Below are 13,051 nucleotides of genomic sequence, written 5' to 3'. Positions count from 1 at the left end.
GGTCTGGCAAGTGGCGGCACCGAAGTGCCACCGAAGGCCCCGGAGGACCTGGGTGCGCGATACTGGGATCGAACCAGTGACCCCTACCGTGTCAAGGTAGTGCTCTCCCGCTGAGCTAATCGCGCGGGAAGGCCCCCGGGCAGGCCGGGGGACCTCTGGAGGTGGAGACGGGATTTGAACCCGTGTACACGGCTTTGCAGGCCGTTGCCTCGCCTCTCGGCCACTCCACCAGGCAACTTCTGAACCATATCAGGAAGAACGATCATGCTGTCCTTCACCGAGCGGACGACGAGATTCGAACTCGCGACCCTCACCTTGGCAAGGTGATGCTCTACCAACTGAGCCACGTCCGCCTGTCTTCCGTTTCACTTCCCCGCTTTCCTCAGCGGCTCCGTGTCCCGGCGACGTGTTGAACTTTAGCGGAAACTACGGCCAGCTCAAATTCCGTATCCGCGGGGCGGCGGCAGCGGCCTCCCGGCCACCGGCTCCGGTCCGGTCCGCCGGGCGCCGGCATCGCCGCACGTCAGCCGCCCGAGCCCGGGCCGAAGCCGGTGCCGACCTAGACTTCGAGCACCGCAGAACGCAGCCCACCGGCGGACCCCACCCTGCCCGGCGTGGCCCGTGATCACCGCAGGAGAACCGTGCCCGCCCCTCGTATCCCCGTCCACCCCGACCAGCCGATGGCCCGTTTCGCCGGCCGGCTCGCGACCGGCCTGTGCGAGGTGACCTCCGACCCGGCGGCCCTGGAGAGCGAGGGCTGGTGGGCGGTGGTCCACGACTTCGAGGGCCGGCTCACCTGCGCCCGGTTCGCCGACGTCCGCCCCGACCCGGCTCCCGCCCGCTCCGCGGACGGCTGGCGCGGCCCGCACTCCTCCGCCTGGCGCAGCTCGCTCGGGCACGACGCCTACACCGCGGGCGTGCGCCGGATCCGTGAGCACATCGCGGCCGGCGAGGTGTACCAGGCCAACCTCTGCCGGGTGATGACCGCGCCGCTGCCCGATCCGGACCCGGCCCACAGCGACATCGACGCACTGGCCGGCCTGCTCGCCCTCGGCAACCCCGCCCCCTTCGCGGGCACCCTGCGGCTGCCCACCCAGGGCATCGAGATCGCCACCGCCTCCCCCGAGCTCTACCTGCGCCGGGACGGCCGGACGGTCGCCTCCGGCCCGATCAAGGGCACCGGCCGCACCGAGCACGACCTGCTGGAGAAGGACCACGCCGAGAACGTGATGATCGTCGACCTGGTCCGCAACGACCTCGGCCGTGCCTGCGCCACCGGCAGCATCACCGTCCCCGACCTGTGCGCGGTGGAGAAGCATCCCGGCCTGGTCCACCTGGTCTCCGTGGTCCAGGGCGTCCTGCGGGACGACGCGGGCTGGCCCGAGCTGTTCGACGCCACCTTCCCGCCCGGCTCGGTCACCGGCGCCCCCAAGTCCAGCGCGCTGCGCATCATCGACGCACTGGAGACCGCCCCGCGCGGCCCCTACTGCGGCGCCGTCGGCTGGGTCGACGCCGACCGCGGCCAGGCCGAACTCGCGGTCGGCATCCGGACGTTCTGGATCGATCGGAGTACCGCGGCGGCTCCCGTGCTGCACTTCGGCACCGGCGCCGGGATCACCTGGGGCTCCGACCCGGAACGCGAGTGGGACGAGACCGAACTCAAGGCCGCCCGGCTGGTCGCGATAGCGTCGGGAGAGCACCCGGAGTAGCCCGCTGCTCCGCGCCCCCATCCTCCGAGGAGCAGCCACATGATCTGGCTCAACGGATCCCTGGTCGAGGAGCCCGCCGCGTCGGTCTCCGTGCTCGACCACGGACTCACCGTCGGCGACGGCGTCTTCGAGACCGTCAAGGCCGTGGACGGGCGTCCCTTCGCACTCACCCGCCACCTGGCCCGGCTGAGCCGCTCGGCGGCCGGACTCGGCCTGCCCGCCCCCGACCACGACCAGGTCCGGGCCGGCTGCGCCGCCGTGCTGGCCGCCAACCCGATGCCGATCGGCCGGCTGCGGATCACCTACACCGGCGGCCTCTCCCCGCTCGGCTCCGACCGCGGCGAGGCCCCGCCCACCCTGGTCGTCGCGCTCGGCCGGACCACCCGCCGTCCCGACACCACCGCCATCGCCACCGCCCACTGGACCCGCAACGAGCACAGCGCGGTGGCCGGCCTGAAGACCACCTCCTACGCCGAGAACGTGGTCGCACTGGCCCACGCCCAGCGGCAGGGCGCCTCCGAGACCGTGCTCGCCAACACCGCCGGCCGGCTCTGCGAGGGCACCGGTTCCAACGTCTTCGTGGTCCTCGGCGGCCGGCTGACCACCCCGCCGCTCGCCACCGGTTGCCTGGCCGGCATCACCCGCGAGCTGGTCGCCGAGTGGTGCGGGGCCGAGGAGGTCGACCTGCCGTACGAGGTGCTGCGCGAGGCCGACGAGGTGTTCCTGACCTCCAGCCTGCGCGACGTCCAGGCGGTCTCCCGGATCGACGACCGCGAGCTGCCCGCCCCCGGACCGGTCACCGCCAAGGCGATGGCCCTCTTCGCCGCCCGCGCCGCCGACGACCTGGACCCCTGAGGCCCCGCCCGCCGAGCAGCGCGCGTGCCCGCCGCCAGAACGGGAAGAGCACAGCCATGACCACCACGCTGCGCCCCGCCGGTCCGGAACAGCCCCTGCCGAACGGCGGGCGCAGCCGGCTGTGGCAGGTCTGCGCCAACGGCCGCCCGGTCGGCGCCGTGCGCACCAGCGCCGACCCGGTCGGCCACGGCTTCAGCGGGCGGATCGAGGGGCTGGAGATCACCGACGGTCGCCGCCGCGGCCGCGGCACGGTCGCCGTGCTGGCCGCCGAGGAGCTGCTGCGCGGCTGGGGCTGCCACCGAGCGGAGGTGGCCGTGCCGGTCGAGGCCCCGGCGGCGCTCGCCCTGGCCCGGGTGCTCGGCTACGCCGAGACCAACCGCAAGCTCCGCAAGGAGCTGGGCCAACCGCCCGCCCTGGCCCCCGGCCTGACGCTCCGTCCGATCGGCCCGGTGGAGTTCCCGGACTGGCTGGCCGAAGCCAAGGCGGAGTACCGGGCCCAGCTGGTCCGCTCCGGCCTCACACCTCAGCAGGCGCATGACAAGTGCGAGGCCGACCACACCCACCTGCTCACCGAGGGACCCGCCACCCCCGGCGTCCTGTTGCGCCAACTCCTCCACGGCGGCACCCCGGTGGGCAGCGTCTGGGTCGCCCTGCGCGACTCGCTGCTGCCCGGCGGGCGACCGCTCGCCTGGGTCATGACGGTCCAGGTGGCCGCCGCCCACCGCGGCCTGGGCCACGGCCGCGAGCTGATGCTCGCGGCGGAACGCGCCTGCCTCGACGCCGGGGTCCGCGATCTCGGCCTCAACGTCTACTCGGACAACCGGATCGCGAGCTCCCTCTACGAGTCCCTGGGCTACCGGGTGACCAGCCGGGTGCTGGCCAAGCCGCTGCTCTAGGACTCCAGCGTCTCAGGACTCCAGCAGCGCGGCGATCCGCTCGCGCAGCCCGTCCTGGTCCTTGCTGCCGTCCAGCAGCTTCCCGCCCACCAGATAGGTCGGCGTGCCCGTGATCCCGATCGCCTTGCCCTCGGCCTGGTCGGCGTCCACCGCCAGGGTGTGCCGGCCGTCGATCAACGCCAGCTCCAGCTCGTCGGCGTCCAGCCCGAGCTCGGCCGCCACCTCGAGCAGCAGCTCCTGCCCCCGCCGGTCCAGCTCGTCCACCCGGGCCAGCACCGCCTCGACGAACGCCCAGCCCCGCCCCTGGGCGAAGGCCTCCTCGGCCGCCTCGGCGGCGGCGTACGCGTGCTTGTGCTTCTCCAGCGGGAAGTGCCGGAAGGCGATCGTCAGCGCCTCGCCGAAGCGTTCGCGCAGGGCTCGGACGTCATCGAGCGCGGTGCGGCAGTCCGGGCACTGGAGTTCGCACCAGAACTCCACGGTGGGCAGGGGGGAACCATCGGTCATGCCCACAGTGTTCCACTACGAGGGATGATGGACGGACCAGGACCGGGAGGCGTCATGAGCAGTGGCACACGCACCGAACGGCGGGCAGGGCCGTGTTGACCGCCGGAGTCTGTTTCGCGCTGACGGTCGTCGGTCTGGTGATCGCCGGACTGCACGGGCTGCGCCGGCGTTGGCGGACGGCCACCCGCTGGGCGGCCGTGGCGCTGCTCCCGGCCGGCGTCTACCTGACCGGACTGGTCCCGGTCGCCCGCTCGATCGGCCACGCGGTGGCCGACTGGGCCGCCCGACTGGTCTTCGACCCCCGCGTCTTCGTGGGCATCGGCCTGCTCGCGCTCGCCGTCCTGCTCCTGCTGGCCACCCGGGTCGGCGGCGGGCGCAAGGAGGTCGCCGAGTCCGGGGCCCCGAGGTCGGCCACGGCCCGCCCGGCCGCCAAGCAGCTGGGAACCCCGGCCACGCCCGCCAAGCCCACCAAGGGCAAGTCCGACGACGGCCTGGGTGACTTCTCGGACATCGAGGAGATCCTCCGCAAGCGCGGCATCTGAGCACCCGGCCCGGACGGCCCCTGGGTCAGCCCGCCACCGGAGCCGGCTCGGCCTCGTCGGCCACCGCGCGCTGACGGGCCCGGTAGGCGGCCACGTGCATCCGGTTCCCGCAGGTCCGGCTGTCGCAGTAGCGCCGCGAGCGGTTGCGCGAGAGATCCACGAAGACCCGCGCGCAGTCCGGTGCCTCGCAGCGGCGCAGCCGCTCGCGTTCGCCGGCCATCAGGATCAGGCCCAGCGCCATGCCCAGCTCGGCTGCCAGGAGGTCGGCCAGCGCGGCGTGCGGGGCGAAGTAGTGCATGTGCCAGCCGTGGCCGTCGTGGTCGGTCAGCCGCGGCGTCGCGTTCACCGCGGCCACCAGCCGGTTCACCAGCTCCGCGGCCTCCCCGGTGGAGGGGGCGGTGAAGACCGCCCGCAGCTGTCCGCGCAGCTCGTGCACGGCGGCCAGGTCGGCGAGGCTCACCGAGTCCACCTCGCTGAGGTCCCGCCGGGCCACGAACGAGGCCAGCGCCGGCACGTCGGCCAGCTGCTCGTGGCCGCCGGCCTCGGGCGAGGTGTTGAGAAGTTCGACCAGGATGCCCAGGGCGCACTCGGTGTCATGGGTGATCAGCACGTGGGAACTCCTCGCGTGCGCCGGGGGCGGTGGCCCGCCCGGCTCGGTCGTCACTGCCGCACTCTACCGGCCGGCTCCCCGAGAAGGCCGAAGGCGCCCGGCAGCACGGAGGCCCGTCCGCCAGTGGCGGGCTGGGCCGGCGTGGCACCGGGCGCCTGAGGGGCCGGCGTTCCCGCTCGAACGCCGGCGTCCGGACGGCCCCGAGACCGCTAGACACGCGGCAGAGCCTGTGGCCGTGCCCCCGAGTAGGACAGCCACCAGAACGAATCCACAACACCACCGGGGGAGTGCCCCCGGCGCTTCAGCTCTCGGCAAGGATGTGCGACAGCTCCCGGTCCAGGTCGAAGTGACGGTGCTCGGTGCCGGGGGGCACGGCGGCGTCGGTCCGCTTGAGGAACGACTCAAGCGCCCGGGCCGGGGCCTCCAGCAGGGCTTCTCCTTCCGGCGAGCTCAGCGCGATGCAGACGACTCCCTGGCCGTGGCTGCGTGACGGCCACACCCGGACGTCGCCCGTCCCGGTAGGTCGGTGCAGCCCCTCCGCGAGGAGGTCGCGGGCGAACACCCACTCCACGGTCTCGTCCGCACCGGTGTGGAACGTGGCGTGCACGGCATAGGGGTCGGCAGTGTCGTAGCGCAGGCCCGCGGGGACGGGCAGTGACGACTCGCTGGACACGATGAGGCGCAGGTGCAGCTCGCAGCTGACCGTGGTGTTCATAAGCGCCAGGGCCTTTCGCTCAGTGTGCGCTCGGGGAATCGCACGTCGGCGAACGGACCATCCCACCCCTGGCGGCGATGTAAACCCCTCTGTCCCGATTCGGGGCCGTGCGGTAACCCTTCCGGCGCATTGCGCAAAGCACCGGAAGGGTTCCGGAACCGGATATCCGGGCTCCGGGAGAGAGGGTGGCACCTTGGGCCACTGGATGGTGACTGACGGTGACGAATGGCGGCTGCCGAGCTGGTCGGGGTCGTGTTGGGGGGTCTGGCCGGGGGTGGTGCGGAGCACCCCCTCCGATGCGGTAATGTTTTCCCTGCGCCCGGGCGATTAGCTCAGCGGGAGAGCACTTCGTTCACACCGAAGGGGTCACTGGTTCGATCCCAGTATCGCCCACCGGATTGCGCAGTAAGGCGAAGGACCCCGGTCAATTATTGACCGGGGTCCTTCGCCTTTTTGCGTTCTTGGCGCGGAAGGGAACTGAGGATGCGTCATCGGGCCTTTCACCGACGGCTCCTGTCGGGGCGTCGGGCGGCCGTCGGCCAACGACGTTGCGGAGCACCCCCGGGAGAGTGCTATTGTTTTCTCGTTGCCCGGGCGATTAGCTCAGCGGGAGAGCACTTCGTTCACACCGAAGGGGTCACTGGTTCGATCCCAGTATCGCCCACCGGACAACAGCAGGGCCCTCGTTGGATAACCAGCGAGGGCCCTGCTGCGTTGCCGGCCTGCGCTGCCGGCCCGGGCCCGGCGGCGGGTCAGGCCGCCGCCTCGCAGTGGTGCTCCGCGGTGAGCGGGCGGCCACAGCCGCAGCGCAGCGGGCGCAGCGGCCAGGACCGGTCCACCCGCTCCGGGGTGCCCGCGCGCTCGAACCAGTCCTGCAGCCCGCGGGCCTGCGCCGCGTGCCAGCCGGTCTGCCGGTGGTGCAGCTCGGCGGGGGAGAGGCCGCCCAGCGTGGCGTGGTACCTGGCGCCGAGCGCTCGGACCAGGTCGAGCGCGGCGGTGGCGTCGGCCGCGGCGTCGTGCGCGCCCCGCAACAGCACGCCGTAGTGGGCGCAGAGGTCGGTCAGGGTGCGGCGGCCCTTGCGGTAGCGGTCGGCGTACTTGTCCAGCACCCGCGGGTCGACCACCAGCAGCTCGGCACCGTCCAGCAGGTCGGCCAGCGAGCGCTGCCGGTGCCGGCGCAGCTCGCGGTCGAGCAGGGTCAGGTCGTACGGCGCGTTCATCACCACCAGCGGGACACCGGACCGGGCCTGCTCGGCCAGCGCGCGGGCGATCTCGCCGAGCACGACGTACGGCGGGCGGCCGTGCGCGCGGACGTGCTCGTCGGTGATCCCGTGCACCGCGCGGGCGCCCTCGGGGATCGCCACCCCGGGATCGGCCAGCCAGGTCCGTCGCTCGGCGGTCGCACCCGGCGCGGGCTGCACGACCAGGGCGGCGGAGACCACCCGGTCCGTCTCCACGTCCACGCCGGTGGTCTCGGTGTCGAAGGAGGCGAGTGGGCCCTCGTACCAGTAGCGGTGCTGCACCATGACCACCCCTCAGGTTCCCCCGGCCCCGCCTGGTGCACCGCCGAGGACTGACGGTGCACCGGCTCGTGGTGCCGTTCCGAGCAGGTGATACCCCGGGGGCGTACCGGTTCAATCCCGGCAGGCCGGGCGGCCCGCCCGTATATGGGTGCGCGGTCGCCCCGGTGGGCTCGGTACCATCGGGAGCGCAGCACGAGCTGCGCCTATGCAGATCCACCACGTCAGGAGAGACCGGTGACGGACGTCCGGGTAATCATCAACCGCGAACCCGATCGGGAAGAGCGCGTGGTGACCACGGGCACTACCGCCGCCGAGCTGTTCGCCGACGACCGCGCGGTCATCGCGGCGCGGGTCGCGGGCGCCCTGAAGGACCTCGCCTACCAGCTGCGGGACGGCGACGAGGTCGAGCCGGTGGAGATCAGCAGCCCGGACGGGCTGAACATCCTGCGGCACTCCACCGCGCACGTGATGGCGCAGGCCGTGCAGGAGGTCTTCCCCGAGGCCAAGCTGGGCATCGGCCCGCCGATCAAGGACGGCTTCTACTACGACTTCGACGTCGAGAAGCCCTTCCACCCCGATGACCTGAAGGTCATCGAGAAGAAGATGCAGGAGATCATCAAGCGCGGGCAGAAGTTCTCCCGCCGGGTGGTCACCGACGAGGCCGCCCGCGAGGAGCTGGCCGCCGAGCCGTACAAGCTGGAGCTGATCGGGCTCAAGGGCTCGGCCGCGACCGCCGGCGAGGGCGCGGACGTCGAGGTGGGCGGCGGCGAGCTGACCATCTACGACAACCTCGACCCGAAGTCCGGCGAGCTGTGCTGGGGCGACCTCTGCCGCGGCCCGCACCTGCCGAGCACCCGGCACATCCCGGCGTTCAAGATCATGCGCTCGGCCGCCGCGTACTGGCGGGGGAGCGAGAAGAACCCGCAGCTCCAGCGCCTCTACGGCACCGCCTGGCCGACCAAGGACGAGCTGAAGGCCCACCTGGACTTCCTGGCCGAGGCCGCCAAGCGCGACCACCGCAAGCTCGGCAGCGAGCTGGACCTCTTCTCCGTCCCGGAGGAGATCGGTTCTGGCCTGGCCGTCTTCCACCCCAAGGGCGGCATCATGCGCCGGGTGATGGAGGACTACTCGCGCAAGCGGCACGAGGAGTCGGGCTACGAGTTCGTCTACACCCCGCACGCCACCAAGGGCACCCTGTTCGAGCTCTCCGGTCACCTGGACTGGTACGCCGACGGCATGTACCCGCCCATGCAGCTCGACGGCGAGAACGACTACTACCTCAAGCCGATGAACTGCCCCATGCACAACCTGATCTACCGCTCGCGCGGTCGTTCGTACCGTGAACTCCCGCTCCGGCTCTTCGAGTTCGGCACGGTGTACCGGTACGAGAAGTCGGGTGTGGTGCACGGTCTGACCCGGGCCCGCGGCTTCACCCAGGACGACGCGCACATCTACTGCACCCGCGAGCAGATGGCCGACGAGCTGGACTCGCTGCTCACCTTCGTGCTGGACCTGCTGCGCGACTACGGGCTGAACGACTTCTACCTGGAGCTGTCCACCAAGGACCCGGAGAAGTTCATCGGCAGCGACGAGGACTGGGAGGAGGCCACCGAGACCCTGCGGGCGGCGGCCGAGAAGCAGAACCTCGAACTGGTGCTGGACCCGGCGGGCGCGGCCTTCTACGGGCCGAAGATCTCGGTGCAGGCCAAGGACGCCATCGGGCGCACCTGGCAGATGTCGACCATCCAGGTCGACTTCCAGCTGCCGCAGCGCTTCGAGTTGGAGTTCCAGGGCGCGGACGGCAACCGGCAGCGGCCGGTGATGATCCACCGCGCACTGTTCGGCTCGATCGAGCGGTTCTTCGCGGTGCTGCTGGAGCACTACGCGGGTGCGATGCCGCCGTGGCTGGCCCCGGTGACCGTGGTCGGCATCCCGATCACCGACGAGCACGTGCCGTACCTGCAGGAGGTGGCGGCCGAGCTGAAGAAGCACGGGATCCGGGTCGAGGTGGACGCTTCGGACGACCGGATGCAGAAGAAGATCCGCAACGCCCAGAAGGCGAAGATCCCGTTCATGCTGATCGCCGGCAACGACGACGTCGAGGCGGGCGCGGTGAGCTTCCGCTACCGCAACGGCGAGCAGAAGAACGGCGTGGCCATCGCGGACGCCGTGGCCGAGATCGTGGACGCGGTGGAGCGCCGGATCCAGGTGTGATCCCCACCGGGGTGGGGCGGGCTCATGAGAGTCCGCCCCACCCCGGTCTGGCACCAGCGTCGGCCGAATATGCTGATCGGCATGACGAGTGAGCCGGAACTGCAGCAGGGCGTGGGGGAGCCGGACGGCTTCCGGCGCCTGTGGACGCCCCATCGGATGGCCTACATCCAGGGCGAGAACAAGCCGACCGGGCCCGCCCCCGACGACGGCTGCCCGTTCTGCTCGATCCCGTCGCTGAGCGACGAGGACGGGCTGGTCGTCACCCGCGGCGAGCACGTCTTCGCGGTGCTCAACCTCTACCCGTACAACGGCGGCCACCTGATGGTCGTCCCGTACCGGCACGTCGCGGACTACACCGAGCTGACCGACCAGGAGACGGTGGAGCTGGCGGCGCTCACCAAGCAGGCGATGACCGCGCTGCGCACCGCCTCCGGCGCGCACGGCTTCAACATCGGGATGAACCAGGGCGGCGCGGCCGGCGCCGGGATCGCCGCGCACCTGCACCAGCACGTGGTGCCGCGCTGGGGCGGGGACACCAACTTCATGCCGGTGGTGGGTCACACCAAGGTGCTGCCGCAGCTGCTGGCGGACACCCGCAAGATGCTCGCGGACGCCTGGCCGCAGGCCTGAGCAGCCCGGAAACCGGCCCCTCCCGCCAGGCGCGGTCCCCGGGGCCGGTTCGACGGTGGCAGCCGGTCAGCCGGCGTCGTAGACGTCCGCGCGGAACGGCCGGACACCCTGCAACTCCGACCTGAGGATCAGCCCGCGGTTGGCGAACCGGTCGGTGTTGACGTCGTGGTCGGCCAGGAACTCGACGGTGGCGGCCAGCACGGCGCTGACCACCGGAGTGGCGATCCGGATCGAGTCGTCGGACATGAACCGGCTGCCCCAGGGCGCGGTGGCCCAGGAGCTGCGCAGGCCGAACGGTTCCGGCAGCTTCATCGTCCCGCCCAGCCAGTTGAGCAGCGTGGGCATCCGACGGAAGGGCGCGCGGACCGCCTGGCGGACCACCTCGTCGTTGTCGATCAGGGGGAGGGAGATCGTCTCCTCCTCCCAGAACTTGGTGGTCTTCGGCCGGGTCATCTCCTTGGGCTTCGGCTTGTCGTTGAAGAAGCCGGCCACCGGGCCGAGGGTGTGCCCGTTCACCGAGACCCGCAGGGTGTTGCTGAGCACCGTGACCGTGACCAACAGGCTGACGATCAACCGGCCGCGGTTGAGGACGAACTGGGTGCCCAGGTAGTGCCGCGGCCCGTCGACGCCGAAGGCCTGCTTGTTGGCGACGTTGACCACGGCGTGGTCGCGCATCCGAGGGCCGTCCATGTCGGGGCCACCGGGCCGGCCGATCTCGTCGGCGCCGGCGCCGACCTCCGTGATCACCCACTGCTGGACCGAGGCGTTCGGCACGGCGCCGTTGCCCACGTCGCTGCGGCCCAGGCCGTTCAGCCGGTCGGTGATCTTCCGGACCAGGTCCCAGGTGTGGAAGGTGCGGAAGTCGTCGTGCCCCTCGGCCGGGCGGAGGTCCTCGACGAGTTCCCAGGAGCCCCAGCGCTTGCCGAGGCCGAGTATCCCGTTGACCCCGGCGTAGTGCAGCACGTTGGTGTCCTGCTCCAGCACCAGCTCGGTGAGCGCGACCTTGAGCCGGGCGGCCTTCTCGTCCCGCTCGTCGCGGGGGACGGCGGCTTCGACGATGGCCGCCTGCAGGTTGCCGTCCAGCAGGTCGGTCCAGCGGGCGCGCAGGTCCTTGACGCTGGCCAGGCAGATCCGCTTGGCCAGGTACCAGCCGACCACCGGGGCCAGCAGCGCCACCCGGGCGTAGAGCGAGAGGAGGCCCCCGAACGGGGGTCGCCAGGCCAGGAACACGGCCAGCGCGGCGATCAGGGCCAGCACGATGCCGCCGTAGAGGCCCTCGCGGTTCGGGTTGCGCTTCTTGAGCGAGGCGCGCAGTTGGAAGGCACCGACCCAGAGCAGCGCGCCGGGCAGGAAGAGCACGCCGGTCAGCAGCGTCACCAGGGTCAGCCGGCGGTCCCGGATGGTGCGCAACTCCTGGGCGGCCAGGCAGTGCTCGACCACCATCCGGGCGTCGGTGCCGAACGCCGGCACCATCGGTTTGCGGCCGGCGCCGAGCGTGCGGGTGATCACGGCCTGGCAGAACGCCTCGCCGAGGTTCGGGCGGAACAGGGCGAACCGGCCGGTCTTCCCCGTCACGCCGGGCTGGACGGCGTTGACGAAGGCGTCGATCTCGCCGTCCCGGTAGGCCATCGACGAGAGCGCTTGGGTGACCGCGCTCTGCGGCCCGGCGTCGGTACGGGGTACCTGTGCACCGGGGGTCATGTCGAGTTTGCTCACGGCGGCCGCCCCTCCTCCCCTGTCTGCGGCAGGTTACCGCGCCGCTGCCCGGTCGCGCCGATGATCGTCTGAAAGAGGGTCACCAGCTGGGTCCGGCCCGTAGCCAGATAGTTCCCAGATGCTCGCGATTCGATCCCGATGGGGCAGGATCGGCGCCATGAGTGTTCCTGATCCTGTGCTGGTCTTCGACGGGGACTGTGCGTTCTGCAGCTCCTGTGTCCGCTGGGCCGAGAAGTACCTGCGGCAGACGCTGGCCTCCGGCGGGTGGACGGCGGAGCCGTTCCAGTTCGCGGACCTGGCGGCGCTGGGGGTGAGCGCCGAGCGGGCGGAGCACGAGGTGCTGTGGGTCACCCCGACCGGGGCGGTGTACGGCGGTGCGGACGCGGTGTCCCGGTTGCTGATGCGCACCGGTGGGGTCTTCGGCTGGCTGGGCGGGCTGCTGGCACTGGCACCGGTGCGACCGCTGGCCGCGGCGGGGTACCGGCTGGTGGCGCGCAACCGGCACCGGCTGCCGGGCGGGACGGCGGCCTGTGCGCTGCCCCGCGGCTAGGTGTTCTGACCCGTGAGGTTGGGGACGCGGCTGGCGGGTGGTTGGCCCTTGAGCGCGGTGTGTCCGCGGTGGTGATTGTAGGTGTGGAGCCAGGCGGGGTAGGCGTCGCGCCGTTCCTGCTCGGTGCGGTACGGCCGTGCGTAGGCCCACTCGTCCAGCAGGGTGCGGTTGAAGCGTTCGACCTTGCCGTTGCTCTGCGGTCGGTAGGGCCGGGTTCGTTTGTGGGCGATCCCGGCCTGGGCCAGGACGTCGCGCCAGGGGTGGGACTTGTAGCAGGAGCCGTTGTCGGTCATCACTCGCCGCACGGTGATCCCGGCCCGGGCGAAGAACGCGTTCGCCCGGGTCCAGAAGGCGGCGGCGGTCTCCTTGCGTTCGTCGCTCAGGATCTCGCTGTAGGCCAGGCGGGAGTGGTCGTCGACAGCGTTGTGCAGGTAGCTGTAGCCGACCCCTGACCGGGTCCTGCGACCGGCTTGGCGGCCGAGCACGTGGTGGCCGCCGCCGTCCGGGATGTTGCCGAGCTTCTTGATGTCGACGTGGACCAACTCGCCGGGCGCGCTGTGCTCGTAGCGTCGGATCGGCCGACTTGT

General features: G+C 71.7%; 13 protein-coding genes and 5 tRNA genes. 9 read left to right on the top strand and 9 right to left on the bottom strand.

Going from position 1 to position 13,051, the window contains the following annotated elements:
• Window positions 1-53: 53 nt before the first annotated feature.
• The 3 genes from ACIGXM_RS18260 to ACIGXM_RS18250 form a co-directional block, all read right to left on the bottom strand.
• Window positions 54-125, bottom strand: a tRNA-Val gene (locus ACIGXM_RS18260).
• A gap of 31 nt (window positions 126-156) precedes the next feature.
• Window positions 157-230, bottom strand: a tRNA-Cys gene (locus ACIGXM_RS18255).
• Window positions 231-280: 50 nt separating this feature from the next.
• A tRNA-Gly gene (locus ACIGXM_RS18250) sits at window positions 281-353 on the bottom strand.
• Window positions 354-680: 327 nt separating this feature from the next.
• On the opposite strand from ACIGXM_RS18250, the gene ACIGXM_RS18245 reads away from it, so the two are divergent.
• From ACIGXM_RS18245 to ACIGXM_RS18235, 3 genes are read left to right on the top strand one after another with little or no spacing between them, the layout of a single operon-like run.
• Window positions 681-1,709, top strand: coding sequence for a chorismate-binding protein (locus tag ACIGXM_RS18245; RefSeq protein ID WP_396562541.1), 1,029 nt, complete (start codon window positions 681-683; stop codon window positions 1,707-1,709).
• A gap of 39 nt (window positions 1,710-1,748) precedes the next feature.
• Window positions 1,749-2,564 carry an aminotransferase class IV gene (locus ACIGXM_RS18240; protein WP_396561995.1) on the top strand — a complete coding sequence of 272 codons (816 nt, stop codon included), beginning with the start codon at window positions 1,749-1,751 and terminating at the stop codon, window positions 2,562-2,564.
• Window positions 2,565-2,620: 56 nt separating this feature from the next.
• The gene (locus ACIGXM_RS18235) at window positions 2,621-3,460 is read left to right on the top strand and encodes a GNAT family N-acetyltransferase (protein WP_396561994.1); all 840 of its coding nucleotides are present in this window, start codon (window positions 2,621-2,623) and stop codon (window positions 3,458-3,460) included.
• A gap of 12 nt (window positions 3,461-3,472) precedes the next feature.
• Here ACIGXM_RS18235 and ACIGXM_RS18230 read toward each other — a convergent pair whose 3' ends face one another.
• Entirely contained in the window at window positions 3,473-3,964 is a 492-nt protein-coding gene (locus ACIGXM_RS18230; RefSeq protein WP_396561992.1) for a DsbA family protein, read from the bottom strand.
• Between the two features lie 92 nt (window positions 3,965-4,056).
• Between ACIGXM_RS18230 and ACIGXM_RS18225 the strand changes: the two genes are divergently transcribed.
• Window positions 4,057-4,506: a hypothetical protein gene (locus tag ACIGXM_RS18225; RefSeq protein WP_396561990.1), complete on the top strand. Its 450-nt coding sequence runs from the start codon at window positions 4,057-4,059 to the stop codon at window positions 4,504-4,506.
• Window positions 4,507-4,531: 25 nt separating this feature from the next.
• On the opposite strand, the gene ACIGXM_RS18220 is transcribed toward ACIGXM_RS18225, so the two are convergent.
• Complete coding sequence (locus ACIGXM_RS18220; RefSeq protein ID WP_396561988.1) at window positions 4,532-5,116, bottom strand: CGNR zinc finger domain-containing protein; 585 nt, start codon at window positions 5,114-5,116, stop codon at window positions 4,532-4,534.
• Between the two features lie 301 nt (window positions 5,117-5,417).
• Window positions 5,418-5,831 carry an SsgA family sporulation/cell division regulator gene (locus ACIGXM_RS18215; protein ID WP_030056266.1) on the bottom strand — a complete coding sequence of 138 codons (414 nt, stop codon included), beginning with the start codon at window positions 5,829-5,831 and terminating at the stop codon, window positions 5,418-5,420.
• 321 nt (window positions 5,832-6,152) lie between these two features.
• On the opposite strand from ACIGXM_RS18215, the gene ACIGXM_RS18210 reads away from it, so the two are divergent.
• Window positions 6,153-6,224, top strand: a tRNA-Val gene (locus ACIGXM_RS18210).
• Between the two features lie 199 nt (window positions 6,225-6,423).
• Window positions 6,424-6,495: transfer RNA gene (locus ACIGXM_RS18205), tRNA-Val, on the top strand.
• Window positions 6,496-6,583: 88 nt separating this feature from the next.
• Here ACIGXM_RS18205 and ACIGXM_RS18200 read toward each other — a convergent pair.
• Window positions 6,584-7,357: an exonuclease domain-containing protein gene (locus ACIGXM_RS18200; RefSeq protein ID WP_396561986.1), complete on the bottom strand. Its 774-nt coding sequence runs from the start codon at window positions 7,355-7,357 to the stop codon at window positions 6,584-6,586.
• A 231-nt stretch (window positions 7,358-7,588) separates the two neighbouring features.
• Here ACIGXM_RS18200 and thrS point away from each other — a divergent pair, with 231 nt between their 5' ends.
• A complete protein-coding gene (gene thrS, locus ACIGXM_RS18195) occupies window positions 7,589-9,568 on the top strand; it encodes a threonine--tRNA ligase (protein ID WP_396561984.1) in 1,980 nt (659 codons plus the stop codon).
• Between the two features lie 69 nt (window positions 9,569-9,637).
• Entirely contained in the window at window positions 9,638-10,198 is a 561-nt protein-coding gene (locus ACIGXM_RS18190; RefSeq protein ID WP_396562539.1) for an HIT family protein, read from the top strand.
• Between the two features lie 66 nt (window positions 10,199-10,264).
• Here ACIGXM_RS18190 and ACIGXM_RS18185 read toward each other — a convergent pair whose 3' ends face one another.
• Complete coding sequence (locus tag ACIGXM_RS18185) at window positions 10,265-11,914, bottom strand: hypothetical protein (protein WP_396561982.1); 1,650 nt, start codon at window positions 11,912-11,914, stop codon at window positions 10,265-10,267.
• Between the two features lie 157 nt (window positions 11,915-12,071).
• Between ACIGXM_RS18185 and ACIGXM_RS18180 the strand changes: the two genes are divergently transcribed.
• The gene (locus ACIGXM_RS18180) at window positions 12,072-12,464 is read left to right on the top strand and encodes a thiol-disulfide oxidoreductase DCC family protein (protein ID WP_396561980.1); all 393 of its coding nucleotides are present in this window, start codon (window positions 12,072-12,074) and stop codon (window positions 12,462-12,464) included.
• On the opposite strand, the gene ACIGXM_RS18175 is transcribed toward ACIGXM_RS18180, so the two are convergent.
• Window positions 12,461-13,051 (bottom strand): IS481 family transposase (locus ACIGXM_RS18175; RefSeq protein ID WP_396561978.1); only part of this gene is annotated, 591 nt, incomplete at its 5' end. The genes ACIGXM_RS18180 and ACIGXM_RS18175 overlap by 4 nt on opposite strands.

Origin of the sequence: Kitasatospora sp. NPDC052896 (genome assembly GCF_044547075.1) — a bacterium.
Taxonomy (GTDB): Bacteria; Actinomycetota; Actinomycetes; order Streptomycetales; family Streptomycetaceae; genus Kitasatospora.
This window is presented reverse-complemented; position numbering and strand designations above follow the sequence as displayed.